This window comes from Frigoribacterium sp. 9N (assembly GCF_902506305.1).
Taxonomy (GTDB): domain Bacteria; phylum Actinomycetota; class Actinomycetes; order Actinomycetales; family Microbacteriaceae; genus Frigoribacterium.
Map to the genome: position 1 here is coordinate 1017911 of NZ_LR733392.1, position 26744 is coordinate 1044654.

Here is a 26744-nt window from a genome sequence, read left to right on the forward strand (position 1 = left end):
CGCGCGCACCGGCCAAGATGAGGGCGTAGTCAGCAAGGGAGACGGCACGTGTCTGCAATCAACAGTTTCGGCTCGAAGAACACCCTCACGGTCGGGTCCACCGACTACGAGGTCTACCGCATCGACGCGGTCGAGGGTTCTTCGACGCTTCCGTTCAGCCTCAAGGTCCTGCTCGAGAACCTGCTCCGCACCGAGGACGGTGCGAACGTCACGGGTGACCAGATCCGGGCCCTCGGCTCGTGGCAGCCCACCGCCGAGCCCGACACCGAGATCCAGTTCACGCCGGCGCGCGTGGTCATGCAGGACTTCACGGGGGTGCCCTGCATCGTCGACCTCGCCACCATGCGAGAGGCCGTCGCCGAGCTCGGCGGAGACCCGACCAAGATCAACCCGCTGGCACCGGCCGAGCTCGTCATCGACCACTCGGTCATCGCGGACCTCTTCGGCTCCGAGAACGCGCTCGAACGCAACGTCGAGATCGAGTACGAGCGCAACGGCGAGCGGTACCAGTTCCTCCGCTGGGGACAGACGGCCTTCGACGACTTCAAGGTCGTCCCGCCGGGCACCGGCATCGTCCACCAGGTCAACATCGAGTACCTGGCGCGCGTCACCTACAGCCGCGAGGTCGGCGGAGTGCTGCAGGCGTACCCCGACACCCTCGTCGGCACCGACTCGCACACGACGATGGTCAACGGCCTGGGCGTGCTCGGCTGGGGCGTCGGGGGCATCGAGGCCGAGGCCGCGATGCTCGGTCAGCCCGTGTCGATGTTGATCCCCAAGGTCGTCGGCTTCAAGCTCTCCGGCTCGATTCCGACCGGCGTGACGGCGACCGACGTGGTGCTCACCATCACGCAGCAGCTGCGCCGGCACGGCGTCGTCGGCAAGTTCGTCGAGTTCTACGGCGAAGGCGTCGCCGAGGTGCCCCTGGCCAACCGGGCGACCATCGGCAACATGAGCCCCGAGTTCGGTTCGACGGCGGCGATCTTCCCGATCGACGACGTGACCCTCGACTACCTGCGTCTGACCGGGCGCTCCGAGGAGCAGATCGACCTCGTCGAGCAGTACTCCAAGCTGCAGGGACTGTGGCACGACCCCTCGACCGAACCCGTGTTCAGCGAGTACCTCGAGCTCGACCTCGGGACGGTCGTCCCGTCCATCGCCGGGCCGAAGCGTCCGCAGGACCGCATCGAACTCACCGAGGCCAAGTCGCAGTTCGAGGTCGACCTCGAGAACTACGCCACGACGGACCACTCGCACGTCGACGCCGCGGTCGAGGGCACGTTCCCGGCCTCCGACCCGATCGGCTTCACGGCCGAGGACGACGACGACGCCCAGCCGCACTCGATCTCGCACACGTCGCACGCACCGGCCAAGGTCTCCAAGCCCACCTCCGTGGCACTCGGCGACGGCTCGACGTTCACGCTCGACCACGGCGCCGTGGCCATCGCTGCCATCACGTCGTGCACGAACACGTCGAACCCCTCCGTCATGCTCGCCGCGGGCCTGCTCGCCCGCAACGCCAGCAAGAAGGGGCTCAAGGCCAAGCCGTGGGTCAAGACGACCCTCGCGCCCGGGTCGAAGGTCGTCACGGACTACTACGAGAAGGCCGGCCTGACCACCTATCTCGAGGACCTCGGTTTCTACACCGTCGGCTACGGCTGCACGACCTGCATCGGCAACTCGGGCCCGCTGCTCGACGAGATCTCGACGGCGGTGCAGGACAACGACCTCGCCGTCACGGCCGTCCTGTCGGGCAACCGCAACTTCGAGGGTCGCATCAACCCCGACGTCAAGATGAACTACCTCGCCAGCCCGCCGCTCGTCATCGCGTACGCCCTCGCCGGGTCGATGAACTTCGACTTCGAGAACGACGCCCTGGGCACCGCCGACGACGGCTCCGACGTCTACCTCCGCGACATCTGGCCCGACGCGGCCGAGGTGCAGCAGACGATCGACTCGTCCATCGACACGGGGATGTTCACCCACGAGTACGCCGGGGTGTTCGACGGCGACGAGCGCTGGCGCTCCCTGCCGACCCCGACGGGCGCCACCTTCGAGTGGGACTCCGAGTCGACCTACGTGCGCAAACCTCCGTACTTCGAGGGCATGACGATCGAGACCACGCCGGTGACCGACATCCAGGGCGCCCGCGTGCTGGCCAAGCTCGGCGACTCGGTCACGACCGACCACATCAGCCCCGCCGGGTCGATCAAGGTCGACAGCCCGGCCGGCCACTACCTCGACGAGCACGGCGTGGACCGCAAGGACTTCAACTCGTACGGGTCCCGTCGAGGCAACCACGAGGTCATGATCCGGGGCACGTTCGCGAACATCCGCCTCAAGAACCAGTTGCTGGACGGGGTCGAGGGTGGCTACACCCGCGACTTCACCCAGGCCGAGGGGCCGCAGTCGTTCATCTACGACGCCAGTGCCCGCTACCAGGAGCAGGGCACGCCCTTGGTCATCCTGGGCGGCAAGGAGTACGGCTCGGGCTCGTCCCGGGACTGGGCCGCGAAGGGCACGAGCCTGCTCGGGGTCAAGGCGGTCATCACCGAGAGCTTCGAACGCATTCACCGATCGAACCTGATCGGCATGGGAGTGGTTCCCCTGCAGTTCCCGCAGGGCGAGAGCTGGGAGTCGCTCGGTCTCGACGGCACGGAGCAGATCGACATCGTCGGCATCGAGCAGCTCAACGAGGGCACGACGCCGAAGACGGTCCACGTCACGGCGACCCCCACCACCCATTCGCCCGCGGGCAAGCAGCCGGTCGAGTTCGACGCCGTCGTACGCATCGACACCCCCGGCGAGGCCGACTACTACCGCAACGGTGGCATCCTGCAGTACGTCCTGCGCAGCCTGGTCTGAGCGACGGACCCCGCAGTGACCAGGCCCCCGGACGATCGCCCGCGTCGTCCGGGGGTCGCACGGCGTTCTCGCCGGTCGCGTGCCTAGACTGGCGGGATGCCCGAGAGGGCCGAGAGGGAAGGCCAGCATGAGCCTGCTGCAGACGATCACGGGGCCTCGTGACCTCGACCGCCTGACGAACGAACAGATGGTCGAACTGGCCGCCGACATCCGCCGGTTCCTCGTGACCGAAGTGTCGAAGACCGGGGGCCACCTCGGGCCGAACCTCGGCGTCGTCGAGTTGACGTTGGCCATGCACCGGGTGTTCCACTCGCCGCACGACGCCTTCGTCTTCGACACCGGCCACCAGTCGTACGTCCACAAGCTCCTCACCGGTCGCCAGGACTTCTCGGGGCTCCGGCTCCGGGGCGGTCTCGCCGGATACCCGCAGCGGTCCGAGTCCGAGCACGACATCGTCGAGAGCTCACACGCCTCGAGTTCGCTCTCGTGGGCCGACGGCATCTCCCGGGCCTTCCAACTGACGGGCCGGGACGATCGGCACGTGGTCGCCGTCGTGGGCGACGGCGCGTTGACCGGGGGCATGACGTGGGAAGCCCTGAACAACATCAGCGACGACAACGACCGTCGCCTCACCATCGTGGTCAACGACAACGGCCGGTCCTACGCCCCGACCATCGGAGGAATGGCCCGTTTCCTCAACACGGTCCGCACCCGCCAGGCCTACCGCGAGCTCCACGTCGGCAGCAGGGCCGTCTTCGACCGACTCGGACATCCGGGTCGTGCGGTCTACCGCGGCGTCCGGGGTGGCCTGCACGGCTTCCTGAGCCGGTTCACGAACAACGAGGCCCTCTACTCGAACCTGGACATCAAGTACATCGGGCCGGTCGACGGTCACGACCAGGTCGCCATGGAAGAAGCGCTGCTCCAGGCGAAGAACTACGGGGCGCCCGTGATCGTGCACGCCATCACCGAGAAGGGCCGGGGATTCGATCCGGCGCGCGCCGACGTCGCCGACCAGTTCCACGCGGTCGGGCAGATCGACCCCGAGACGGGCGAACCCCTCGAGGCGGCCACCTCGCCGTCGTGGACGTCGGTCTTCGCCGACGAGATCGTCGACATCGCCGAGCACGACGAGAAGGTCGTCGGCATCACGGCGGCGATGCTGCGTCCCGTGGGCCTGCACAAGCTCGCCGAACGGTTCCCGAAGCGGGTCTTCGACGTCGGCATCGCCGAACAGCACGCGGTCACGAGTGCCGCGGGTCTCGCGTTCGGTGGACTGCACCCCGTCGTCGCGCTGTACGCCACCTTCGTGAACCGAGCCTTCGACCAGGTGCTGATGGACGTCGCCCTCCACCGGGCCGGTGTCACCTTCGTCCTGGACCGCGCCGGTGTGACCGGACCGGACGGCCCGAGCCACCACGGAATGTGGGACCTCGCCCTCCTGCAGATCGTGCCGCACATCCGTCTGGCCGCCCCTCGTGACGCGACGCGACTCCGCGAAGAGCTCCGGGAGGCCGTGGCGGTCGACGACGCTCCCACCGTCATCCGGTTCTCGAAAGGCGCCGTCGGCGTCGAGCACGACGCCGTCGAACGACTCGAGGACGGTGTCGAGGTGCTGCGACGCACCGGCCGTGACGACGTCCTCATCGTCTGCGTCGGCCCGATGGCCGGCATCGGACTCGAGGTCGCCGAACGACTGGAGGCCCAGGGCATCGGTGCCACGGTCGTCGATCCTCGATGGGTCGTCCCCGTCCCGGCCAGCATCATCGAGCTGGCCGCGGCCCACCGGCTCGTCATCACGATCGAGGACGGCGTGCGGGTGGGCGGGATCGGCACCCGTGTGCGACAGGACCTCCGTGGCGCAGGCATCGACACGGCCGTGACCGAGTTGGGACTGCCCGACGAGTTCCTCGAACACGGGTCCCGGGCCGAGATCCTCGACGAGGCCGGCCTCACGCCGCAGCACATCGCTCGCGACGTCGTCGCCCAGGTGCTCGGCAGCCGGATCCCGGTGGCGAGGCCACTGGACGAGACCGCTGCCGCATCCCGGCACGAGGACGCCCGGCACGACTGAGCCCCGGTGCGGTGTCACGCCGCACGACAGACGTCGAACGCCCCGTCCCTCTCGAGACGGGGCGTTTGGCGTGGGTGGTCTACTCGACGCCGCGGACCGCCGGATCGTGGAAGTCGCGACCCCGCACCCGGCGTGAGGCACCGACCCGGTCGAGGTACGGCGTGACCCCGCCCATCTGGAACGGGTACCCGGCGCCGAGGATCAGGCAGAGGTCGATGTCCTCGGCCGCGGCCACGACGTGGTCGTCGAGCATGCGCCCGACCTCGTCGGCGAGACCGTCCTCGATGCGGATGCGCAACTCGTCGTCGGTCAGGGCCGTTCCCGGTCCGGCGGCGAGGGCGACGGCCTTCTTGTCGAATCCCTTGCGACGGCCCTTCGAGTCGCGTTCGAAGATCGTGCCGTGCTCGGCCAGGCGGTGCAGTCCGTCACTGGCGAAGAACCGGTCGGGGAAGGCGGCATGGTGGGTGTCGAGGACGTGCGCCCCGACGGTCAGTCCCACCAGCTCGAGCAACTCGAACGGCGTCATCGGGAGGCCGAACGGCGCCGTCGCCCGATCGACGACCTCGAACGGCGTCCCCGTCTCGACGGCGTGCATGGCCTCGCCCAGCAGCTTGGCCAGGATCCGGTTGACCACGAACCCCGGGGTGTCGGCCGTGATGACGGCGTTCTTCCGCAGGGCCTTCGCCGTCACCATCGCCGTGCTCAGCGTCTCGTCGTCGGTCGCCGGGGTCTTGACGACCTCGACGAGGGGCATCACCGCGACCGGGTTGAAGAAGTGGAATCCGACCAGTCGCTCGGGATGAGCGAGGCGCGCCCCGATCTGCTCGACACTGAGCGACGACGTGTTGGTCGCCAGCACCGTGGTGTCCGAGACGACGGCCTCGACGTTCGCGAACACCTCCTGCTTGACCGACAACTCTTCGAACACGGCCTCGATGACCCAGTCGGCGTCGGCGAAGTCGGCGAGATCGGTCGTGCCCGTGATGAGCGCCTTGAGGCGGTTGGACTCGTCCCGCGAGATCCTCCCCCCGCCCTGCAACTCGTCGATCTCGCCTCTGATGCGGGCGAGTGCCGCGTCGACCCGAGCCTGGTCGAGGTCGGTGATGACGACCGGGACGCGCAGACGGCGCACGAAGAGCAGCGCGAACTGGCTCGCCATGAGTCCGGCCCCGACGATGCCCACCTTGCCGATCTTCCGGGCGAGGTCGGGGGAGGGCGCACCGGCGGGCTTCTTGGCCCGCTTCTGGACGAGATCGAAGGCGTACATGCTGGCGTGGAACTGGTCGCCTGCCACGAGGTCGGCCAGCGCTTCGTCCTCGGCCGCGAAGCCGGTCGTCCGGTCGGTGTTCTTCGCGGCCTTCAGCAGGTCAAGGGCGGCGTAGGGCGACTTCGCGACGGTGCCGATCTTCGACTCGAGCGACTTGCGCGCCACCGAGATCGCGACGTCCCACTTGACGGCACGCTCGAGCCTGCCCGGCACGTTCGGCCGCTTGACGCTGACGCGGCCGGTCAGCACCCCGTCGGCCCACCGGATGCTGTCCTCGAGGAACGACGCGGGGCCGAACATCGCGTCGACGATGCCGATTTCGAGCGCCTGGGCGGGCTTCAGGGTGCGGTTGTTCTTCAAGGGGTTCTCGATGACGACCTTGATGGCGTTCTCGATGCCGATCAGGTTCGGCAACAACCAGGCGCCACCCCACCCGGGGATGATGCCGAGGAAGACCTCCGGCAGGGCGATGGCGGCGGCCGACGAGTCGACCGTCCGGTAGTCGGCGTGCAGCCCGATCTCGACGCCACCGCCCAGGGCGAGCCCGTTGACGAAGACGAACGTCGGTACCGGGGCGTCGTGCAGCTTGCCGAGCACGGCGTGGCCGAGTCGGGCGAGCTCGCGGGCGACGTCACGGCTGGGGATGGCGCTCACCTTGCTGAGGTCGGCACCCGCCGCCAGGAAGTACGGCTTGCCCGTGACGGCGATCGCCGCGATCTCACCCGAGGAGGCGCGGCTGCGGACGGCGTCGAGGGTCGCGCCGAACTCGTGCAGCGTCGCGGGCCCCAGCGTGCTCGGCCGGGTGTGGTCGCGGCCGTTGTCGAGGGTGATGAGTGCCAGGACGCCGCCGGAGGGCAACGGCACGTCGCGGACGTAGGAATGCGTGACAACCTCGTCGGCCGACAGCTCGGTCAGTTGTTCGGTCGCCGTGCTCATGCGCGTGCCGCCTTCTTCGAGTAGTGGGGGTTCTCCCAGATGACGCTGCCGCCCTGGCCGAGGCCGATGCACATGGCCGTGAGGCCGTACCGCACCTCGGGGTGCTGCTCGAACTGGCGGGCGAGCTGGATCATCAGCCTCACGCCCGAGGACGCGAGGGGGTGACCGACGGCGATGGCCCCGCCCCAGGGGTTCACGCGCGGGTCGTCGTCGTCGATGCCGAAGTGGTCGAGCAGGGAGAGGACCTGCACCGCGAACGCCTCGTTCAGTTCGAAGAGGCCGATGTCGTCGATCGACAGCCCGGCCTTGCGGAGGGCCTTCTCGGTGGACGGCACGGGACCGATGCCCATGATCTCGGGCTCGACGCCGGCGAAGGCGAAGCTGACGAGGCGCATCTTGGGGGTGAGCCCGAGTTCCTTCGCCGCGGCACCCGACGCCATCAGGCTGACCGTCGCCCCGTCGTTGAGACCCGACGAGTTGCCCGCCGTGACGCGGCCGTGCGGCCGGAAGGGCGTGCGCAGCCCGGCGAGACCCTCCAACGTGGTCTCGGGTCGAGGCGCCTCGTCACGGGTGGCGAGCCCCCAGCCCTGGTCCGTCTTGATGGCCACCGGGACGAGGTCGGGTTGGATCTGGCCGGCGTCGTAGGCCGCTGCGAGTTTTTGTTGCGATCGCAGGGCGTACCGGTCGGAGCGCTCCTTCGTGAGCTGGGGGAACCGGTCGTGGATGCGCTCCGCGGTGTTGCCCATGTTCAGGGCCTCGCCGCTGACGAGCTTCTCGGCGGCGAAGCGCGGATTGGGGTCGGCGGCGAACCCCATGGGGTGACGCCCCATGTGCTCGACCCCGCCGGCGAGGGCGACGTCGTACGCGCCGAAGGCGATGCCGCCGGCGACGCTCGTCACGCTCGTCATGGCGCCGGCGCACATCCGGTCGATGGCGTACCCGGGCACGGACTGGGGGAGACCAGCGAGGAGCGCCGTCGTGCGTCCGAGGGTGAGGCCTTGATCGCCCTGTTGCGTGGTCGCCGCGATGGCGACGTCGTCGATGCGTTCGGGCGGTAGGGACGGGTTTCGCTCGAGCAGACCCTTCATCGCCTTGACGACCAGGTCGTCGGCGCGGGTCTGCCAGTACATGCCTTTGTCGCCGGCCCGACCGAACGGGGTGCGTACCCCGTCGACGAACACGACATCGTTGCTCTCGGCCACAGTGCCTCCAGTGTCAGGATCTGGTCCTGATCTTAGGGACGACGCCGGGGGCCCGAGAATCGTTCGAGCAATCCTACGAAGCGCCGTCGCCCGTCGCCTCGGGCTCTTGGTGGGCGTCGACAAAGGCCTCGGCGACCGCCTCGGCCACGGCCTCGACCTGCCAGGTCCGCGCACCGAGCTCGACCAGGGCGGCCGCGATGGTCGGTGCGTCGAAGGGGATGGGCGGGTCCCAGGCCAGCCGGCGCAGGGTCTCGGGTGTGAGCAGGTTCTCGACCGGCAGGTCGAGCCCCTCGGCGATCTCGGTCACCTTGGGGCGGACGGCCTTGTAGCGCGCGTCGGCCAGCGGGTTCTTGTCCGCCCACGATCGGGGCGGGGGGAGGGTGTCGCTCGCGGGCCCCCGGTGCGAGGGCAGGTCCGTCGTCTCACGGCCGCGTTCGATCGCCGCGAACCAACGGTCCAGCTCACTGCGACTGGCGCGGCCGACGAACTCCTTGATGCCGGCGAGGGACCGTTTGTCGGTGGGCATCGCCTTCGTGGCGGCCAGGAGCGAGGAGTCCGGGACGAGACGGCCCGGGGCCGTGTCGATCTCGCGCGCGTAGTCGTCCCGCGCCTGCCAGAGTTCACGAGCCACGGCGAGGGACCGGGACCCGCGCAGGCTGTGCAGCCCGGTCAGTCGACGCCACGGGTCGACCTTCGCGGGCTTGGCCTCCCGCCTCAGGGTCGCGTCGAACTCCTGGCGCGCGATCTCGAGCTTGCCCGCGTCCGCGAGGACCGCCTCCATGGCGTCCCGGAGGTCGACGAGCAGCTCGACGTCGAGAGCCGCGTAGACGAGCCAGCTCTGCGGCAACGGTCGCGTCGACCAGTCGGCGGCACTGTGTTCTTTCGCGAGGTGGACGCCCAGGAGCTGCTCGACGACGGCACCGAGCCCGACCTTGGGGAGCCCGGCGAGGCGCGCACCCAGTTCGGTGTCGAAGATGCGGCTCGGATCGAGGCCGACCTCGCGCAGGCACGCGAGGTCCTGGCTGGCGGCGTGGAGCACCCACTCCTCGTCGCCGATGACGGCTTGCAGTTCGGCGAACGAGCCGATGGCGGGTGGGTCGAGGAGGAACACCCCCGAGCCGCGTCGGAACACCTGGATGAGGTAGGCCCGCTGCGAGTAGCGATAGCCGGAGGCGCGCTCGGCGTCGATCGAGACCGGCCCGGTCCCGGCGCGGATCGCCTCGACGGCGGCGAGGTACCCCTCGCGGTCGTCGATGACGGTCACCTCGCCGTGCTGCGAGTCGGCGGTCTCGACGACGGGTCGGACGGAGACCCGGGGACGGGTGTCGCGCGGCTCGGAGCCGTGGGGTGCTGCCGCGTCGGCCGCCGCCGCGTCTGGTGCGGCCTCGTCTGGTGTCGCTGTGGTCATGTCTCCGCTGTTCTCTCCGGGGGCGCTGTTCTGTTCCGGTGGTTCAGTCTCGTCCGACCCGCCTCGAGGCGAGGAGGGTGACGCCCTCGACCGTCGGGGGCAGGCCGGCGAGCGTGCAGATCAGCTCGCTCCAGGCCTCGATGTGCGGGGCCAGGTCGGTGGTGGCGGGGCTCCAGGACGCCCGGAGTTCGAGCTGGGCCCCGTCACCGTGGCTGGCCAGCTCACCGTATCCGGTCGAGAGGATCTTGGTGGCGGTGCCCGATGCCTGGTCGTAGACGGCACCGCGGGCGTCGAGGCTGTCGACGAGCCAGGACCACGCGACGTCGGCCACGAACGGATCGAGGGCGATCTCGGTCTCGAGGGGCGCCTGCGCGAAGCTGACGACCCGGAAGGGTCCGCCCCACGCCTCGGGTTCGTCGTCGTCGTAGAGCAGCACGAAGCGTCCGGTGCCGAGGTCGGGGTCCGGGCGACCCGACGCGCCGATGACGTCCCCGGCGAGGGCCAGGGCGTGGGGCGCGAGGCCGTTCGGAGCGGGGATCTCGGTCACGGTGAGGGCGTCCCGCGCGGCGGCACGGTGGACGGACTCGACGGCCGCGGCGAACGCGGGCGGGCGGGTCGACGTCGGGGGGATCTCGGACACCCTGGAAGACTAGGGTCGATCCCGAGGGCGACCCCCGCGGCACGCCGCGCCCGGCTCAGCAGATCCACAGGTCTCCCCGCTCCATCTCACGCCGTCCGAGGAGCCGCCCGTGAACCGCCCCGCATCCACCGGTCGACGGGGCGTCGGCCCGCTCGCCGTCGTCTTGATCGCGGTCGGGGGCACCGTGGTGGTGTCGTCCACAGCCATCGTCTCGGGGATCGTCGCCATGGCCCGGAAGATCGTCACCCCTGCCCGGAGGCGACGCGACGACGTGCGCATCGAGGCCCACGACGCCGTGGCCGGGACGATCACCCTGCGTTCGACGCCCGACACGCGCCTCCCCGGTCGCTACAGCTTCTGGTACGACCGGGGCCGAGGGCACGCCCGCATCGGCGAGGTGGTGCACGACGACGGCCGGTACGTCGAACGTCGGGTCGAACACGAGGACGGCGTCGGGGGCGTCGAAGGAGTCGAGGCATCCGGCCTGCGGCGCGCCCACCGGGGTCGCATCGGCGGCTGGCTGTACCCGACGCCGCACGACGCGGGCCTCACGGCCGACGAGGTCGTGGTCGACACCGAGGTCGGTCCGGCGCCCGCCTGGCTGGTCCCCGCCGAGGGCGGGCTCGACGGCCCGTGGATGATCGGGGTTCACGGTCGCGGGGTGACGCGCGCCGAGACGATCCGTGCGGCACCGGTCTTCCGGCGAGAGGGCTTCACCTCGCTCCTCGTGTCGTACCGCAACGACGGCGAGGCGCCCCGTTCGCCCGACGGCCGTTACGCGCTGGGCGACTCCGAGTGGCGCGACGTCGAGGCGGCGATCCGGTTCGCCCTCGACCACGGGGCGAGGTCCGTCGTGCTGATGGGCTGGTCCATGGGTGGAGCGCTGGTGCTGCAGGCCGCCACCCGCTCCACCCTGCGCGGCGCCGTCTCGGGTCTCGTGCTCGAGTCGCCCGTCGTCGACTGGCGGACGACGCTCGCCTACCAGGGCGCGGCCATGCGGGTGCCGGGGGTCGTCCAGGGTCTGGTGCTGCGCCTCCTGGGGTCGCCCCTGCTCTGCCGGCTGGCCGGCAGCGCCGAGCCCATCGACTTCGACCGGCTCGACCTCGTCTCGCGCGCGGGCGAGCTCGACCTCCCGGTGCTGGTGCTGCACAGCGACGACGACGGCTTCGTGCCGTCCACCGCGTCACACGCGCTGGCCGAGGCGCGGCCCGACATCGTGACCTTCGAGGTGTTCGACGTCGCCCGGCACACCAAGCTCTGGAACCTCGACCCCGAGCGGTTCGAGGGGGCGATCGGTCGATGGCTCGACCGTCAGCGACTCGCGGGTCCACCGTCCACCGACCACCGCGCGTAGAGCGTGCTCTGCTCGTCGACCAGCAATTGGCCGAGGACGAGCGACGCCGGGTCGAAACGTTCGCGACCGAAGACGGGCAGGCCGCTGCCGATCACGACCGGCGAAGTCGACAGGCACAGCTCGTCGACGAGGCCGTCCCGGAGGAACTGCCCGGCGAGCGAGGGGCCGCCCTCGCAGACGAGCGAACGGAGGCGCTGCTCGCGCAGGCACCGGAGGATCGCGGCGGGCTCCAACCGGCCGCCGTCGTCGGTTGCCGTCAACACGCGGGCGGTCGCCCAGATCGCCTCACCGAGGGTCTCGCGGACCCGTGCCCGCGCGGATTCGGGGCAGACCACGACGACCCGCTCGGCTTCGGCCGGGTCCATCCGGTGGCCGGAGAGGTCGCCCGACGCCGTGACGACGACGAGTCGCGAGGACTTCGGCACCCGGTAGCCCTCGGCGCGCACGCTCGCCGCACCGACGAGGACACCGTCGGCGAGCGAGCGGATGGCGGCCAGGATCGTGCGGTCGGTGGCGTTGCTCAGCGTCTCGGAGGTGCCGTCGGACCCCGCGGCGTCACCGCTGACCGCCGCGATCAGGTTGAGTCGCAGCCACGTCTCGCTCGGCGGGGCGTACAGCTCGCGGATCCGGGCGGGGGTCGAGTCCTCGTCGATCTCGAGCTCGAGCCCGACGTCGCCGGGACGTCCGAGGGCGTGCAGCACCCGGAGCGTCACGCGACGGCGGTCCGTTCGCGGATCTGACGCTTGGCGCGGCCGAGCAGCGCGGTCATGCCGCGGATGCGCAGCGGGCTCACGGCCTCGGTCAGGCCGATCGTCTGCGGGTAGTCGTCGGGGACGTCGTCGAGCACCTGCTCGACGGTCAGTCCGTCGAGCCCCTGGGCGAGGATCGAGGCGAAGCCCCGGGTCGTCGGCGCCTCGCGCGGTGCCGTCGCGTGCAGGTGCACCCGACCGTCGGTGACCTCGACGAACAGGAACACGGGGGACTGGCACTCGACCACCCGTTCGAGCAGGTCGGGATGGTCGGCGTACCGGGCGGGCAGCTCGGGCAGCTCGTTCGAGAACTCGAGCAACAACTGAAGACGGTTCCGCACGTCGAGGGCGAGGAACTCCTCGCGGATCTCGACGAGCGCCTCGGGCAGGGCCGCGTCGGTCACCGGGCCGGCACCTCGCCCGGCTCGGTGCCCTGCACGATGGGGACCCGCACGGCGCTGCCCCACTCGGTCCAGGAGCCGTCGTAGTTGCGCACGTCCTCGAAGCCCATCAGGTGCGTCAGGACGAACCAGGTGTGGCTCGACCGCTCACCGATGCGGCAGTAGGCGACGACCTCGTCGCCGTCGGAGAGGCCCGCCCCGTCGCGGTAGATGGCGTCGAGTTCGGCGAGCGGCCGGAAGGTGCCGTCGTCGGCCGCGGCCTTGCCCCACGGCACGTTCTGGGCGCTCGGGATGTGACCGGCCCGCAGAGCGCCCTCGTCGGGGTAGGCCGGGGCCGTGGTGCGCTGGCCGGAGAACTCCTCGGGCGAGCGCACGTCGATCAGGGGCTTGCCGAGGTGCGCCAGCACGTCGTCCTTGTAGGCGCGGATGACGCTGTCGTCCCGCTCGACGACGGGGTAGTCGGTGGCCTCGACCTCGGGCGCCTCGGTCGTGTAGTCGCGTCCCTCGGCCTCCCACTTCGCGCGGCCGCCGTCGAGCAGACGGACGTCCTCGTGCCCGAAGAGCGAGAAGACCCACAGCGCGTACGCGGCCCACCAGTTGTTCTTATCGCCGTAGATGACGACCGTGCTGTCGCGCGTGATGCCGCTGCGGCTCATCAGCGCGGCGAAGCCCTCGCCGTCGACGTAGTCGCGCTGCACCGGGTCGTTGAGGTCGAGGTGCCAGTCGATCTTGACGGCGCCGACGATGTGGCCGGTCTCGTACAGGAGGACGTCCTCGTCGGACTCGACGACGACGAGCCCGGGGGTGCCGAGGTGCTGCTGCAGCCACTCGGTGCCGACGAGACGCTCGGGATGGGCGTACTCGCCGAAGCGGGCGGACGTGTCGTGCTCGACGGCCATGGTGTCTCCTTGTGCGGGGGTCGGGGTGGAGCCGACGCCGGGCGACGCGTGGTGCCCGGCGGCGTAGGATCGCCTCTGGTCGGCCCCGTCGAGGTTACGCATGCCGCGTGACCGTCGCCCGGGAACCGTACGACTCTGACACAGATCCCCGCCCACCCCACCGCGAGGCCGCGCCCATGCCCCCCGAATCCGTCAGCACCCTCGTCTCGCTGAGCGACCGCACCCCGACGATCACGGGGGCCGAGATCGTGACGCAACTCGTGCCTCCTCGTCAGTTCGCGGAGGCCTCGCTCGAGAACTACCGTCCCGACCCGGCCTTCGCCTCCCAGGCCGAGGCGGTGGCCGCCGTGACGGCGTTCGGAGGCGCGGGTCCCGACGCGCCGCGGAGGGGCCTGTTCCGCAAGAAGCCGGCTGCCCCGGCCGTGCGTCCCGGCCTGTACCTCGACGGCGGCTTCGGCGTGGGCAAGACCCACCTGCTCGCCGCCCTCTGGAACCGCACGCCCGGCCGGCGGTACTTCGGCACGTTCATCGAGTACACCGCGTTGGTCGGCGCCGTCGGCTACGCCGGGGCCGCGTCGCAGCTGAAGGGCGCCGCCCTCGTCTGCATCGACGAGTTCGAGCTCGACGACCCGGGCGACACGATGATGATGACCCGACTGCTCGGCGACCTGGCCGACGACGGCACGCGCATCGCCGCCACCTCGAACACGCCGCCCAACGCCCTCGGTGAGGGCCGGTTCGCCGCCGCCGACTTCCTCCGCGAGATCCAGGGGCTGAGCGACAAGTTCCTCACCCTGCGCATCGACGGGGACGACTACCGACGTCGCGAGGTCGAGGCCCGGGCGCACGTGGTCGACGACGTCGACGCGGCGGCGGCCGGCCTCGGCGGGACCGTGTCGCTCGACGACTTCGACGGGGTGGTCGCCCACCTCGCGACGGTCCACCCCAGCAAGTACGTGAAGCTCGTCGACGACCTCGACGCGGTGGGGCTGCGTGACGTCCACGTCCTCACGAGCCAGGTGGACGCCCTGCGCCTCGTGGCCTTCGTGGACCGCCTGTACGACGCGCAGATCCGGGTGGTCGCCTCGGGCACGCCCCTCGACCACGTCTTCTCGGACGAGATGCTCGCCGGCGGCTACCGCAAGAAGTACCTGCGCGCCGTGTCGCGCCTGGTGGCCCTGACCTCGCTCTGACGAGATCCCCACCCCGCACCGGGCATCCGGTAACACGTTGTTTACCTGCGCCCGAATCGTGTTACATCGGGGAAACAATCCCGCACACGGCCCGAAACCTCTCCCCGCGACACTGGGGGCCGCACCGGACGAGAGCGTTCGTCACCACAGCCCGTGAACCCACACGGTCGACCTCGACGTCGGTGCCTCCCCGGCTCCGAAACTCGAGAGGTGACCCACCCATGGACCAAGGCAACACCGCCTTCATGTTGATCTGCGCGGCACTCGTGCTGCTCATGACCCCCGGCCTGGCCTTCTTCTACGGCGGCCTCGTCAAGGCCAAGAGCGTCATCAGCATGATGATGCTCAGCTTCGGCGCGATGGGCCTCATCGGCGTCCTGTGGGTGCTCTTCGGCTACGCGATCGCCTTCGGCAACCCGACCTCGATCCCCGGTGGGAGCGAGAGCTTCGTGGGCATCCAGGGCCTGATCGGCCTCGACGTCGCGAACCTCGGCCTCGGCGCCGCCTTCGAGGACAGCCTGGACCCGACCGGCGCCTACCCCACGATCGCCTTCGCCGCCTTCCAGGCCACCTTCGCGATCATCACGGTGGCCCTCATCTCGGGCGCCATCGCCGACCGGGCCAAGTTCGGGGCGTGGATGATCTTCGCCGGCGTCTGGGCCACGGTCGTCTACTTCCCGGTCGCCAGCTGGGTCTTCAACTTCACGAAGGACGCCGACGGCAACACCGTCGGTGGCTGGATCGCCGCCATGGGCGTCATCGACTTCGCCGGCGGCACGGCCGTCCACATCAACGCCGGTGCCGCGGCCCTCGCCCTGGCACTCGTCCTCGGCAAGCGCGTCGGCTTCGCCAAGGGTGCCGACAAGCCGCACAACCCGCCCTTCGTCCTGCTGGGTGCCGGGCTGCTCTGGTTCGGCTGGTTCGGCTTCAACGCCGGCTCCGAGCTCGCGGCCGACGGCGTGGCCGCCCTGGCGTTCCTGAACACCATCGCCGCACCGGCCGCCGCCGTGCTCGGCTGGCTGGTCGTCGAGAAGCTCAAGGACGGCAAGGCCACCTCGGTCGGCGCCGCCTCGGGTGCCGTCGCCGGCCTCGTCGCCATCACCCCGGCCTGCGCCGCCCTCACCCCGGGGTGGGCCGTCGTCCTCGGCGTCGTCGCGGGTGCCGTCTGCGCCCTCGCCATCGACCTCAAGTTCAAGCTCGGGTTCGACGACTCCCTCGACGTCGTGGGCATCCACCTCGTCGGTGGCCTCATCGGGACGCTGTACCTCGGCATCTTCGCGAACGACACCGGCCTCATCTTCTCGGGCACCTTCACGCAGCTCGGCATCCAGGCCCTCTCGGCCCTGGCCGTCATGCTCTACTCGTTCGTCCTGGCCTTCGTCATCGGCTTCGTCATCGAGAAGACCATCGGCTTCCGCGTGAAGAACGAGGACGAGGTGGCCGGCATCGACCTCGCCCTGCACGGTGAAGAGGGCTACGTCCTCGAGAACTCGCGCGCCTGACCCACGTCGCACGACGAACGGCCCCGGTCCTCGGACTGGGGCCGTTCCGCGTCCAGGCCGCGGCAGAAGGCAGGAGGCGCGGTGCGCGACCGCGTCGCACCGCGCCTCCTGCGGGTGGTCGCCCGGTCGGACCGGGCCCGGGTCTCAGGTCAGCGAGAACCAGACCGTGGTCTCGCCCGGCACCTCGGTGACGCCGGCGAGCGTGTCGTGCAACGGTTCGCTGGAGGCCAGGACGCGTGCTCCGGTCGGCAGGTCGACCGGGCCGCCACCGAAGTTCGTCAGCGAGTGCCACCCCTCGTGGCGGGAGAAGTGCACGACGTCCTCTGAGGTGCCGTCTGCCCAGAGGAACGCCTCACCCCTCTGCAGCTCGCGGCGGAGGGCGAGGGCGCGCCGGTAGATCGACAACGTGGACTCGTCCTCGTCGTCCTGCACCGAGACGGCGAGGTCCTCGAACCACTCGGGTTGCGGCAGGTGCGGGGCGTGGTCCCCGAAGCCCAGGGCGGGCTCGCTCGTGTCCCAGGGCAGCGGCACCCGGCTGCCGTCCCGACCCTTGCGCCGGTGGCCCGTGCGGACCCAGACCGGGTCCTGCAGGTCGTCGGGACGCAGGTCGGCCACCTCGAAGAGGCCCAGTTCTTCTCCTTGGTAGACGTAGGCCGAACCCGGGAGGGCGAGCATGAGCAGCGTCGCCGCACGGGCCCGACGGAGGCCCGCATCGGGGTCGAGAGTGGGTCGGCGACCGTCGCTCAGCACGAAGGCGTCCAGGTCCTGCCCCTTCGGCAGGCCGTAGCGCGTGGCGTGACGGACGACGTCGTGGTTCGAGAGCACCCACGTGCTCGTCGCCCCGCTGACGGCCGCCTGCTCGAGGGTCGACGCGATGATGGTCCGGTACTGGTCGGCGTCGAAGTCGGCGCGCGTCAGGGCGAAGCTGAAGGCCTGGCCGAGCTCGGTGGGGCGGGCGTAGAGCGGCACCCGCTCGGGCTGCACCCAGGCCTCGGCCACGGCGCTCCGGGGCGGGTCGTACTCGTCGAGGACCCGGCGCCACCCCTCGAAGATCGTGTGCACCTCGTCACGGTCGTAGAGCGGATCGCTGCCGTCGACCGGCAGGACCTGACGTTCGGCCGCGTCGCGGAGGGGCTCGGTGAGGTCCTTCGCGAGCCCGTGGGCGACGTCGACCCGGAATCCGTCGACGCCACGGTCCGACCAGAACCGCAGCGTGCGTTCGAAGTCGGTGCGGACCTCGGGGTTGCTCCAGTCGAGGTCGGGTTGCTCGGGGGCGAACAGGTGCAGGTACCACTGTTCGGGCGTGCCGTCGGGGCGCTGCAGGCGGGTCCAGGCGCCACCGCCGAAGTTCGAGACCCAGGTCGACGGGGGAGTGTCTCCTCCCTCGCCGAGGCCGTCCCGGAACACGTACCGGCCACGGGCGGCGCTGCCGGGCTCGGACGCCACCGCCTCACGGAACCACTCGTGGTCGCTCGAGGTGTGGTTCGGGACGATGTCGACGACGACCCTCAGCCCGGCCGAGTGGAGGGCGGCGACCATCTCGTCGAAGTCGTCGAGGGTGCCGAGGCGGGGGTCGACGTCGCGGTAGTCGGCGACGTCGTACCCGCCGTCGGCGAGCGGGGACGGATAGAAGGGGCTCAGCCAGACGGCGTCGACCCCGAGCCGCTGCAGGTACGGCACGCGCGAGGTCACGCCGGCCAGGTCACCGATGCCGTCGTCGTTCGCGTCGGCGAAGCTGCGCGGATACACCTGGTACACCACAGCCTGCCGCCACCAGTCGGCGTCGGGGACGGGCGTCGGGCGGGTCGCGGCGGCGCGGGAGGTGGGGGAGTCGGTCATGGGGCGAGGATGCCACGTCTCGGCAGCGGGCGGCGTCGATGCCCCGACCGCGGCACCGGGCCGGGGATCGCGGGCCAGGAACGACGAAAGGCCCTGCAGGAGCAGGGCCTCTCGATGATGATCGTGGGCGATACCGGGCTCGAACCGATGACCTCTTCCGTGTGAAGGAAGCGCGCTACCAACTGCGCCAATCGCCCGTGTGGGACTCGACGATGCTAGTGCATCGCGGTGCTCGAACGCCATTCGGCCGGTCGTCGAGGGCACCGTCGTGAGCTGCCCCGTGATCGATCAAGACACGAACTTCCCTCGATTTGGTTTCTGCCCCGGGGTGTGGGTATTGTTCTTTTGCACGCAGAAATGCAAAGCGAAATGCGGATGTGGCGCAGCGGTAGCGCATCACCTTGCCAAGGTGAGGGTCGCGAGTTCGAATCTCGTCATCCGCTCGAGTGTAATGCTCACCAGAGGGTGGTCCACCGACTGGTGGCCTCCCTCTGGGGGGCTACTCGTATGGTGGAGTGGCCGAGAGGCGAGGCACCGGCCTGCAAAGCCGTTCACGCGGGTTCAAATCCCGTCTCCACCTCCATTCGATCTAGACCTAGGTCTAGACTCGATGTTGCAATTGAATAGTGCGGTTCGAGGGAAGATTCTCGGATCGTTGAGACATGAGCGATTGGCGCAGCGGTAGCGCGCTTCCCTGACACGGAAGAGGTCGCTGGTTCGATCCCAGTATCGCTCACACACAGAAAGCCCCGGCCTCGGCCGGGGCTTTCGTCATGTCCGGGCTTCTTCTCTCACGGGTGGCCCGCCTCTCCTGCCGAGAGGCCACGACCTGTCGCCCACCTCACGATGCGAGCGACGGGTCGTGACGTCCCGCGGCATCCGCCTAGGGGGTGTCGGTCCCCGTCCCGAGACCGACCCCGTTGCCCCGGCCGTTCCCGTTCCCGTTGGTACCCGGGCCGCCGTTGCCGCTGTTGCCGGGCCCGCTGTTCCCTCCGGGGACGTCGACGCCAGGGACGTCGACCGTCGGGGGCGTCACGGGGTCGACGGTCGGCTGCGTCGTCGGCTCGACCGGCGCCTCCTGGGTGGGGCTCACCTCGTCAGAGGGAGCCGGGTCCGCCGGTGAGTCGTCGGTGGAGTCGTCGGACGGTGACGGCGAGTCGACGTCCGACGACTCGGACGGCGTCGTCGAGGGATCCGTCTCGACGCTCGGACTCGTGCTCTCCGTCGGGTCGACCGTCCCACCGTCGCGGGTGGCGGCCCAACCGATGCCCGCCGCCAGCAGCCCGGCGACGACGATCGCCGCCAGCACGAGGGGCCAACGCCGACGCTTCCGGGTCCCGTCGTCCGCCGTGACGTCGGCGACCAGGTCCGTGGCGTCGGCGCGGGAGGCCGCCCCGGCCCCGAACACCGGCGTGCGGGCATCGTCCCGGGGCAGGACGCGAGTGGGGGAGTCGCCGCCGGGCAGGGCAGCCGTCGGCACGTCGGGAGCGGCCATGACGCGCGTGACGGCATCGGTCGACCCGGCGCCCTCGACGGCCAGCGTGCGGGCCGCTCGGGCGACCTCGGCGGCGGCCGGACGGTCGTCGGGTGCTCGCGCGGTCATGCGCGTCAACAGTTCCGCCCACCCCGAGCCGATCGAGGCCGGGATCTCGGGGTCGCGGGTGAGACGGGCCATGACCGACTCGACGACCGACCCCGTGAAGACGCGCCGCCCGGTCAGCGCCTCGACCAGCACCAACCCGAGCGAATAGACGTCGGACGCGGGGGCCGGCGGACGCCCCTCGGCCTGCTCCGGGCTGACGAAGGCGGCGGTGCCCATCAGGGTTCCCGTGGCCGTCACCCGCGTCGAGTCGATCAGGTAGGCGATGCCGAAGTCGGCGAGCTTGGCCCGTCGGGGGTCGCCCTCGTGGTGCGGCGCGGCGAGCAGGATGTTCGCGGGCTTGACGTCCCGGTGGACGACGCCGGCGCGGTGCACCGCCGCCAGGCCGTCCGCGACGTCGCCGAGCAACGCCGCGGCCTCGGCGTGCGACAACGGACCGTCGGCGAGCACGGTCTGCAGGGTGGGGCCGTCGACGTACTCCATCACGAGGTAGGCGTCGTCGTCGTGGCCGTCGCCCTCGACCCGGGCGTCGTAGAGCGTGACGAGCCCCGGGTGGTTGAGGGAGGCGAGGAGGCGCACCTCGCTGACCTGGCGGCTGAGGTCGTGGACGTCGTGCCCGTCCGAGGAGAAGAGCTTGACGGCGACGACCCGGCCGAGCTCGAGGTCGCTCGCCCGGTAGACGGCCCCCATGCCTCCGCGCCCGACGATCGCGTCGAGGCGGTAGCGACCGCCGACGGTCGTGCCGAGGCGGGGATCGGCCTGCTCGCGGGGGCTCATGCGCCCGCTCCCGTCGACGCGCCGGGGAGCACGGGAGGAGTGCCGCCACCCGACCCCCGACTCGCGACCCGACGGGACACCACGGCGTCGAGCACCGTCTCGGCCACGGCGGTCTTCGACCCCTCGGCCTCGGACACCACGTCACCGTCGGCGTCGATCACGACGACGGCCGTGTCGTCGCTGCCGAAGCCGGTCGTCCAGCCCACCGTGTTGAGGACGAGCAGGTCCGCTCCCTTCCGCCGCTGCTTGGCGCGCCCGAGCGAGAGCAGTTCGTCCCGGTCGGCGGCCGTCTCGGCCGCGAAGCCGACGACCACCTGCCCCACGGCCCGACGAGCGACGAGCCCGGCCAGGACGTCCGGGGTCCGGACGAGACGGACGGTCAGCTCGTCGCCCGAGTCGTCCTTCCGGATCTTCCCGTCGGCCACCGACGACGGCCGGTAGTCCGCCACCGCGGCCGCCATGATCACGACGTCCGCCGCCGGGGCGTGCTCGCCCATCGCGGCGTCGAGCTCGAGGGCGGTGCCGACCTCGACGACGTCGATCGTCCCCTCCGTCTCGAGCGTCTGCCGCACGGCTCCGTCGAGTGCGGCCGCGACGACGGTGACGTGGGCACCGCGGCGGGCCGCCCCGAGGGCGAGCGCCGCCCCCTGCGTACCGCTCGACCGGTTGCCGACGAACCGCACGGGGTCCAGGGGCTCACGGGTGCCGCCGGCCGAGACGACCAACCGGAGGCCGTCCAGGTCACCGACCCGCGCCTCCTGGTCCCCAGCCCCCGGGACGGCGGCGGGTGGGGCGTCGAGGGAGCCCGGGCCGGTCACGAGGGCGAGTGCCGCCGCGACGATCTCGTCGGGTTCGCTCAGCCGGCCGGGCCCCACGTCGCCCCCGGTCAGCGGCCCGTCGTCCGGCCCGACGACGGTCACCCCGCGCGACCTCAGCAGGTCGACGTTCGCGACCGTCGCCGGGTTCCGCCACATCTCGGTGTGCATGGCGGGCGCGACGACGAGCGGCGCGGTGCTCGCGAGGATCGTCGTGCCGAGCAGGTCGTCGGACAGCCCGTGGGCGATCTTCGCCAGGGTGTGCGCGGTCGCGGGGGCCACGACGATGAGGTCGGCGCGCTGCCCCAGGGCCACGTGCCGCACCTCCGCGACGTCGTCGAAGACGGACGTGTGCACGGGGTTGCGGCTCGTGGCCTCCCAGGTGGGCGCCCCGACGAAGCGCAGGGCGGCCTCGGTCGGCACGACGTGGACGTCGTGCCCCCGCAGCACGAGGCCGCGGACGACCCCCACGGCCTTGTACGCCGCGATGCCGCCCGACACGCCGACGACGACGGACAGGCGACGCGGGGCGCCGGCGGGGGAGGAGCGGGGGTGGTCGTGCGTCACGGTGGGCCTCGTCGATCGATGCGTCGGTCGGCCGACCCGGTGCCGGGTCGGTAGCGTTGCCCCCCACGATGCCGCATCCCGCGGTCGAGCGTCGGCACCCGCCCCGACGAGCCCCCACCCTGAGGACCCCATGTGCACCGTCGTCGTCGCCGTCCAGCCGGGCACGCCCTGGCCCGTCGTCTTCCTCGGGCTCCGGGACGAGTCGCCCGACCGCCCCTGGGACGAGCCGGGCGCCTGGTGGCCCGACCTCGGTGAGCGGGTGACCGGGGTGCACGACCGCGAGGCGGGCGGGGCCTGGTTGGCGACCGCCCGGGGCCCGAGCCGGGCGAGCGTCGTGCTCAACCGTCACGAGGCGCCCGCGTCGCCGCCCGGGGGATGGACCACCCGCGGTGCCCTGCCCCTCCGGGCGGCCGCCGACGGCGTCCTTCCCGACGGGCCGCAGACGACCCGCACCTTCAACCTGCTCACCGCCGACGCAGGAGGCGCGGTGCACTCCGTCTGGGACGGCACCGCCACCGAGACGGCCCGCCTCGCCCCCGGGGTGCACCTGCTCACGCACGCCGCCCCCGACGACCGGTCCGTGCCGCGCGTCGACCGCTGGCTGCCTCGGTTCCGTGACGTCGCGCCTCCGACCGGTCCGCTGCCGACGGCGGAAGAAGGCGAGGGCAGCTGGACACCGTGGCTCGACCTGCTGCGCGAGAGCAGCGCACTGCCGACCGACGACGACGACGCGCTCGTGCGGGCCGACCTGGTCGACGGACGCCTCTTCCACTCGCTGTCGCTGAGCACCGTCGCCGTCTCGGCCGACGACGTGGCCCACCGGCACGTGCGGCTCGACGGCGCCCCCTCGGTGGCGGAGGCGATCGCGCGACGCTGACGGGCGCGTGGCGACGCCGACGGGTGCGCGACGACGCCCGGCCTCCGTGGCCGCCAGGTCATGCGGAGTCATCGGGAATCACGCCCGCCCCCGCGGCGTTAGTGTCGGGAGGCTCGTCCGACCCCCGAGCCGCAGCAAAGGAACCCTCGTGAAGATCACCGCCGTCCGCACCGTCCGTCGCCTCGCCTCCGTCGGCGTCGTCGCCGCCGCCGCCATCGCGCTGGCCGCCTGCGCGCCCGCCTCCACCGACGGGGTCGTCCAGTCCACCGGCAGCGCGACCGCCGACACGAGCGCGGCGAAGAGCCTGTCCGACATCCAGGCCGCCGGCGAGCTCGTCATCGGCACCGAGGGCACCTACCAGCCGTTCACTTACCACGAGGGCGGGGCCGGCGCACTGACCGGCTACGACGTCGACGTCGCCACGGCCGTCGCCGAGAAGCTCGGCGTCACGCCGACCTTCGAGGAGACGCAGTTCGACGCCCTGCTCGCCGGACTCACCGCCGGCCGCTTCGACCTCGTGGCCAACCAGATCTCGATCACCGACGAGCGTGAGGCCACGTACGACTTCTCGACGCCCTACACGGTCAGCCGCGGTGTCGTGATCACGGCCGCCGACAACACCGACATCACCTCGCTCTCCGACCTCGAGGGCAAGACGACGGCCCAGTCGCAGTCGAGCAACTTCTACACGACCGCCAAGGACGCGGGCGCCGACGTGCAGGTCGTCGACGGCTGGGCCCAGTCGGTCGCGCTCCTCGAGCAGGGTCGCATCGACGCGACCGTCAACGACGAACTGACCTTCCTCGACTACGTGAAGACCAACCCCGACCAGGCCGCCGGCATCAAGATCGCGGCGACCACGGACGACGTCTCGCGCTCGGCCCTGGTCACCACGAAGGGCAGCGACGACCTCGTGTCCACGATCGACGACGCCCTCGCCGAGCTCGGGGCCGACGGGACGCTGTCGTCGATCAGCGAGAAGTACTTCGGCCAGGACGTCAGCGAGTAGGCGTGCAGTCCTCCCTCGACCTCTTCTGGCGGTCGCTCTGGCCGATCGTGTCGGGGGCGCTCGTCGCGTCGATCCCGCTCGCCTTCGCGTCGATGGCGATCGGGCTGGTCATCGCCGTCGTCATCGCGCTGATGCGCCTGTCGGGCCAGACGGTCCTCGCGGGCATCGCCCGGGTCTACATCTCGATCATCCGGGGCACGCCGCTGCTCGTGCAGCTCTTCGTCGTGTTCTACGGCCTCCCGTCGATCGGCGTCAAGCTCGATCCCTGGCCCAGCGCCATCATCGCGTTCTCCTTGAACGTCGGTGGGTACGCGGCCGAGGTCATCCGCGCGGCCATCCTCTCGGTGCCCAAGGGCCAGTGGGAGGCCGCCCACACCATCGGCATGTCGCGGGGGCTCGCCCTCCGGCGGATCATCCTGCCGCAGGCGGCGCGCGTCTCGGTGCCCCCGCTGTCGAACACCTTCATCAGCCTGGTCAAGGACACCTCGTTGGCGAGCGTCATCCTCGTCGTCGAGCTGTTCCGTCAGGCCGAGCAGATCGCCACCGTCTCGAACCAGTTCCTGCTGATCTACCTCGAGGCCGCCCTGGTCTACTGGGTGATCTGCCTGATCCTGTCGTTCGGGCAGGACGCCCTCGAGAAGAGATTGGACCGCCACGTTGCCCGCTGACGTCACCCCGCCCCGGCCGGCCGACGAGACCGGTGCCCCCGTGCTGACCGTCCGGGGGCTGCACAAGGCGTTCGGCACGAACGAGGTGCTGCGCGGCATCGACCTCGAGGTGCGCCGCGGACGCGTCGTCGCCATCATCGGGCCCTCGGGCTCGGGCAAGACGACCGTGCTGCGGTCGCTCAACAGCCTCGAGGTGCCCGACGGGGGAGTCGTCACGCTCTCCGACGGCCGCTCGATCGACTTCGGCACCACGGTCGGCAAGCGCGACCTGCTGGCCCTCCGCGACCGCTCGTCGATGGTGTTCCAGCACTTCAACCTGTTCCCGCACCTCACGGTGCTGCAGAACGTCGTCGAGGGACCGGTGCGCGTCCAGGGACGCGATCCGAAGGAGGCGCGGGCCGAGGCCGAGGCACTCCTCGCGCGCGTGGGCCTCGCCGAGAAGGCCGACGCCTACCCGGCCGAGCTCTCGGGCGGCCAGCAGCAGCGCGTGGGCATCGTGCGCGCGCTCGCCCTGCGGCCCGAACTCCTGCTCTTCGACGAGCCGACCTCGGCCCTCGACCCCGAACTGGTCGGTGACGTGCTCACCGTCGTGAAGGAACTCGCCGACGAGGGCTGGACGATGATCGTCGTCACCCACGAGCTCGAGTTCGCCCGACGCGTGGCCGACGAGCTGCTCTTCATGGACGCCGGCGTCGTCGTCGAGCGGGGCCGTCCCGCCGACGTGCTGTCCCGCCCCCGCGAGGCCCGCACGCAGCAGTTCCTGCAACGGGTGCTCAAGCCGCTCGACGACTGACGGGACGTCCGCGCGACGAGCGACCCGCGCCTCCTCGATCGGGGACCAGGAGGCGCGGGTCGACGCGGTCCGGGACGCTCAGCCGAACAGGCGGTGCGAGGCGATGCGCGCGCCCTCGCCGAGCGAGGCCAGCTTGGCCACCGCGATCTGCGGGTGGATGCGACCGCCCAGGCCGCAGTCGGTCGAGGCGACGACGTTCTCGGGGCCGACCAGCGAGGCGAACCGTTCGATGCGGTCGGCCACGAGTTCGGGGTGTTCGACCACGTTCGTGGCGTGGCTGACGACACCGGGCACGATCGTCTTGCCGGTCGGCAGCTCGACGTCGCGCCAGAGCTTCCACTCGTGCTCGTGACGGACGTTGGCCGCCTCGAACGAGTACGAGCCGGCGTCGATCTCGAGCATGAGGTCGACGATGTGACGGAACTCGACGTCGGTCGTGTGGGGACCGTGCCACGAGCCCCAACAGAGGTGGAAGCGCACCTGCTCCGGCGGCAGGCCGCTGAGGGCGTGGTTGAGCGCCTCGACGCGGATTCGGGTGAACGCCCGGTAGTCCTCGACGCTCGGCTCCGGGTTGATCTGGTCCCAGTTCTCGGCGATCGAGGGGTCGTCGATCTGGACGGTCAGGCCGGCCTCGACGATCGCCGTGTACTCCTCGCGCAGCACCTCGGCCCAGGCCCAGATGTGCTCCTCCTCGGTGGCGTAGAAGTCGTTGGCGATGCGGGCACCGCTGCCCGGGGACAACGACGTGAGGAAGCCCGAGGTCGAACCGCTCGCCTCGAGCCCGGCCTTCAGGTTGGCGATGTCCGAGGCGATGGCGGCGTGTCCGACGTAGGCCAGGGGTCCCGTCGTGCTCGGGAACGGCGTGGCACCCGAGCCCGTGCCGATGCCCGAGGTCGGGTCGGTGTAGGCGTCGTGGAAGGCCCGCCAGTCCCGGCGGTCGGGGAACGACGTCAGTCGTACGTCGCCGGGCGAGGACCGCACGGCCGGCTGGCTGAAGATGTCCGACCCGGTCAGCGACAGCCCGCCGACCCTCTGGAACGAGTACGACCACCAGGCGCCGTAGTCGACCGCGCTCGTCATGGCCTTCCCGTACTCGCCGTCGCCGACGATGGTGATGCCGAGATCGCTCTGGCGCCGGACGAGATCGACGACGGCGTCGGTCAGCAGGGCGTCGAACTCGGGGGTGCGCTCGAGGGTGAAGCCGTCCTCGCCGAGGGCGCGTGCGTCGTTCGCGGCGATCAGCTCGGGCGTGCGCGGCAGGCTTCCCGCGTGGGTGGTCTCGATGCGGCCGGGGGTGGTCGTCATGGGG

Annotated in this window: 20 protein-coding genes and 4 tRNA genes; 12 read left to right on the plus strand and 12 right to left on the minus strand. The window is 71.0% G+C overall.

Annotated elements, in window-relative coordinates; genetic code table 11:
- The first annotated feature begins 48 nt into the window (after positions 1–48).
- Together acnA and dxs are read left to right on the plus strand one after the other, a co-directional pair.
- On the plus strand, positions 49–2865 hold the full coding sequence (gene acnA / locus ARTHRO9V_RS07815; RefSeq protein WP_159826519.1) for an aconitate hydratase AcnA: 2817 nt from the start codon (positions 49–51) through the stop codon (positions 2863–2865).
- A 127-nt stretch (positions 2866–2992) separates the two neighbouring features.
- A complete protein-coding gene (dxs, locus tag ARTHRO9V_RS07820; protein ID WP_159826520.1) occupies positions 2993–4939 on the plus strand; it encodes a 1-deoxy-D-xylulose-5-phosphate synthase in 1947 nt (648 codons plus the stop codon).
- A gap of 79 nt (positions 4940–5018) precedes the next feature.
- On the opposite strand, the gene ARTHRO9V_RS07825 is transcribed toward dxs, so the two are convergent.
- The 4 genes from ARTHRO9V_RS07825 to ARTHRO9V_RS07840 all read right to left on the minus strand — a co-directional run bounded on the left by ARTHRO9V_RS07825 (position 5019) and on the right by ARTHRO9V_RS07840 (position 10392).
- Complete coding sequence (locus ARTHRO9V_RS07825) at positions 5019–7142, minus strand: 3-hydroxyacyl-CoA dehydrogenase NAD-binding domain-containing protein (protein WP_159826521.1); 2124 nt, start codon at positions 7140–7142, stop codon at positions 5019–5021.
- Complete coding sequence (locus tag ARTHRO9V_RS07830; protein WP_159826522.1) at positions 7139–8344, minus strand: thiolase family protein; 1206 nt, start codon at positions 8342–8344, stop codon at positions 7139–7141. The genes ARTHRO9V_RS07825 and ARTHRO9V_RS07830 overlap by 4 nt, the downstream gene beginning before the upstream one ends.
- A 73-nt stretch (positions 8345–8417) precedes the next feature.
- On the minus strand, positions 8418–9752 hold the full coding sequence (locus tag ARTHRO9V_RS07835) for an HRDC domain-containing protein (protein WP_082460233.1): 1335 nt from the start codon (positions 9750–9752) through the stop codon (positions 8418–8420).
- A gap of 43 nt (positions 9753–9795) precedes the next feature.
- The gene (locus ARTHRO9V_RS07840; protein WP_159826523.1) at positions 9796–10392 is read right to left on the minus strand and encodes a DUF3000 domain-containing protein; all 597 of its coding nucleotides are present in this window, start codon (positions 10390–10392) and stop codon (positions 9796–9798) included.
- A 109-nt stretch (positions 10393–10501) separates the two neighbouring features.
- On the opposite strand from ARTHRO9V_RS07840, the gene ARTHRO9V_RS07845 reads away from it, so the two are divergent.
- On the plus strand, positions 10502–11746 hold the full coding sequence (locus ARTHRO9V_RS07845; RefSeq protein ID WP_236556965.1) for a S9 family peptidase: 1245 nt from the start codon (positions 10502–10504) through the stop codon (positions 11744–11746).
- Here ARTHRO9V_RS07845 and ARTHRO9V_RS07850 read toward each other — a convergent pair.
- From ARTHRO9V_RS07850 to ARTHRO9V_RS07860, 3 genes are read right to left on the minus strand one after another with little or no spacing between them, the layout of a single operon-like run.
- Positions 11704–12459, minus strand: coding sequence for a dihydrofolate reductase family protein (locus ARTHRO9V_RS07850; RefSeq protein ID WP_159826524.1), 756 nt, complete (start codon positions 12457–12459; stop codon positions 11704–11706). The genes ARTHRO9V_RS07845 and ARTHRO9V_RS07850 overlap by 43 nt on opposite strands.
- Entirely contained in the window at positions 12456–12899 is a 444-nt protein-coding gene (locus ARTHRO9V_RS07855; protein WP_123570121.1) for a SufE family protein, read from the minus strand. The genes ARTHRO9V_RS07850 and ARTHRO9V_RS07855 overlap by 4 nt, the downstream gene beginning before the upstream one ends.
- Positions 12896–13795, minus strand: coding sequence for a sulfurtransferase (locus ARTHRO9V_RS07860; protein ID WP_159828548.1), 900 nt, complete (start codon positions 13793–13795; stop codon positions 12896–12898). The genes ARTHRO9V_RS07855 and ARTHRO9V_RS07860 overlap by 4 nt, the downstream gene beginning before the upstream one ends.
- A 176-nt stretch (positions 13796–13971) precedes the next feature.
- Between ARTHRO9V_RS07860 and zapE the strand changes: the two genes are divergently transcribed.
- Both zapE and ARTHRO9V_RS07870 read left to right on the plus strand, forming a co-directional pair.
- Positions 13972–14988, plus strand: a complete 1017-nt coding sequence (gene zapE / locus ARTHRO9V_RS07865) for a cell division protein ZapE (protein WP_159826525.1) — start codon at positions 13972–13974, stop codon at positions 14986–14988.
- A 221-nt stretch (positions 14989–15209) separates the two neighbouring features.
- Entirely contained in the window at positions 15210–16490 is a 1281-nt protein-coding gene (locus ARTHRO9V_RS07870) for an ammonium transporter (RefSeq protein ID WP_123570119.1), read from the plus strand.
- Between the two features lie 144 nt (positions 16491–16634).
- On the opposite strand, the gene ARTHRO9V_RS07875 is transcribed toward ARTHRO9V_RS07870, so the two are convergent.
- Together ARTHRO9V_RS07875 and ARTHRO9V_RS07880 are read right to left on the minus strand one after the other, a co-directional pair.
- Positions 16635–18329, minus strand: coding sequence for a glycoside hydrolase family 13 protein (locus tag ARTHRO9V_RS07875; protein WP_123570118.1), 1695 nt, complete (start codon positions 18327–18329; stop codon positions 16635–16637).
- Positions 18330–18453: 124 nt separating this feature from the next.
- Positions 18454–18526: transfer RNA gene (locus ARTHRO9V_RS07880), tRNA-Val, on the minus strand.
- A gap of 174 nt (positions 18527–18700) precedes the next feature.
- Here ARTHRO9V_RS07880 and ARTHRO9V_RS07885 point away from each other — a divergent pair.
- The 3 genes from ARTHRO9V_RS07885 (at position 18701) to ARTHRO9V_RS07895 (ending at position 19065) form a co-directional block, all read left to right on the plus strand.
- Positions 18701–18772, plus strand: a tRNA-Gly gene (locus ARTHRO9V_RS07885).
- A 66-nt stretch (positions 18773–18838) separates the two neighbouring features.
- A tRNA-Cys gene (locus ARTHRO9V_RS07890) sits at positions 18839–18912 on the plus strand.
- Between the two features lie 81 nt (positions 18913–18993).
- A tRNA-Val gene (locus tag ARTHRO9V_RS07895) sits at positions 18994–19065 on the plus strand.
- A gap of 147 nt (positions 19066–19212) precedes the next feature.
- Here the strand turns inward: ARTHRO9V_RS07895 and ARTHRO9V_RS07900 are convergent.
- Both ARTHRO9V_RS07900 and coaBC read right to left on the minus strand, forming a co-directional pair.
- Entirely contained in the window at positions 19213–20706 is a 1494-nt protein-coding gene (locus tag ARTHRO9V_RS07900; RefSeq protein WP_159826527.1) for a serine/threonine-protein kinase, read from the minus strand.
- On the minus strand, positions 20703–22040 hold the full coding sequence (gene coaBC, locus ARTHRO9V_RS07905; protein ID WP_159828551.1) for a bifunctional phosphopantothenoylcysteine decarboxylase/phosphopantothenate--cysteine ligase CoaBC: 1338 nt from the start codon (positions 22038–22040) through the stop codon (positions 20703–20705). Before coaBC ends, ARTHRO9V_RS07900 begins: the two co-directional genes overlap by 4 nt.
- 178 nt (positions 22041–22218) lie before the next feature.
- Here coaBC and ARTHRO9V_RS07910 point away from each other — a divergent pair, with 178 nt between their 5' ends.
- From ARTHRO9V_RS07910 to ARTHRO9V_RS07925, 4 genes are all read left to right on the plus strand, one after another.
- Positions 22219–22965 (plus strand): NRDE family protein, encoded by a 747-nt coding sequence (locus ARTHRO9V_RS07910; RefSeq protein WP_159826528.1) that lies wholly within the window; start codon positions 22219–22221, stop codon positions 22963–22965.
- A gap of 154 nt (positions 22966–23119) precedes the next feature.
- Complete coding sequence (locus tag ARTHRO9V_RS07915) at positions 23120–23974, plus strand: amino acid ABC transporter substrate-binding protein (protein ID WP_159828554.1); 855 nt, start codon at positions 23120–23122, stop codon at positions 23972–23974.
- 2 nt (positions 23975–23976) lie between these two features.
- Positions 23977–24642 (plus strand): amino acid ABC transporter permease, encoded by a 666-nt coding sequence (locus ARTHRO9V_RS07920; protein WP_159826530.1) that lies wholly within the window; start codon positions 23977–23979, stop codon positions 24640–24642.
- The gene (locus tag ARTHRO9V_RS07925) at positions 24632–25435 is read left to right on the plus strand and encodes an amino acid ABC transporter ATP-binding protein (RefSeq protein WP_207113969.1); all 804 of its coding nucleotides are present in this window, start codon (positions 24632–24634) and stop codon (positions 25433–25435) included. Before ARTHRO9V_RS07920 ends, ARTHRO9V_RS07925 begins: the two co-directional genes overlap by 11 nt.
- Positions 25436–25513: 78 nt before the next feature.
- On the opposite strand, the gene ARTHRO9V_RS07930 is transcribed toward ARTHRO9V_RS07925, so the two are convergent.
- Positions 25514–26740 carry a cobalamin-independent methionine synthase II family protein gene (locus tag ARTHRO9V_RS07930; protein WP_159826532.1) on the minus strand — a complete coding sequence of 409 codons (1227 nt, stop codon included), beginning with the start codon at positions 26738–26740 and terminating at the stop codon, positions 25514–25516.
- Between the last annotated feature and the right edge of the window lie 4 nt (positions 26741–26744).

Excerpts from the sequence above, each read along its gene's own strand:
- ARTHRO9V_RS07860 (WP_159828548.1), bottom strand. The coding sequence starts at position 13,795 with ATGGCCGTCGAGCACGACACGTCCGCCCGCTTCGGCGAGTACGCCCAT.
- ARTHRO9V_RS07900 (WP_159826527.1), bottom strand. The coding sequence starts at position 20,706 with ATGAGCCCCCGCGAGCAGGCCGATCCCCGCCTCGGCACGACCGTCGGC.
- dxs (WP_159826520.1), top strand. The coding sequence starts at position 2,993 with ATGAGCCTGCTGCAGACGATCACGGGGCCTCGTGACCTCGACCGCCTG.
- ARTHRO9V_RS07870 (WP_123570119.1), top strand. The coding sequence starts at position 15,210 with ATGGACCAAGGCAACACCGCCTTCATGTTGATCTGCGCGGCACTCGTG.
- zapE (WP_159826525.1), top strand. The coding sequence starts at position 13,972 with ATGCCCCCCGAATCCGTCAGCACCCTCGTCTCGCTGAGCGACCGCACC.
- ARTHRO9V_RS07930 (WP_159826532.1), bottom strand. The coding sequence starts at position 26,740 with ATGACGACCACCCCCGGCCGCATCGAGACCACCCACGCGGGAAGCCTG.
- ARTHRO9V_RS07875 (WP_123570118.1), bottom strand. The coding sequence starts at position 18,329 with ATGACCGACTCCCCCACCTCCCGCGCCGCCGCGACCCGCCCGACGCCC.
- ARTHRO9V_RS07835 (WP_082460233.1), bottom strand. The coding sequence starts at position 9,752 with ATGACCACAGCGACACCAGACGAGGCCGCACCAGACGCGGCGGCGGCC.
- ARTHRO9V_RS07910 (WP_159826528.1), top strand. The coding sequence starts at position 22,219 with ATGTGCACCGTCGTCGTCGCCGTCCAGCCGGGCACGCCCTGGCCCGTC.
- ARTHRO9V_RS07825 (WP_159826521.1), bottom strand. The coding sequence starts at position 7,142 with ATGAGCACGGCGACCGAACAACTGACCGAGCTGTCGGCCGACGAGGTT.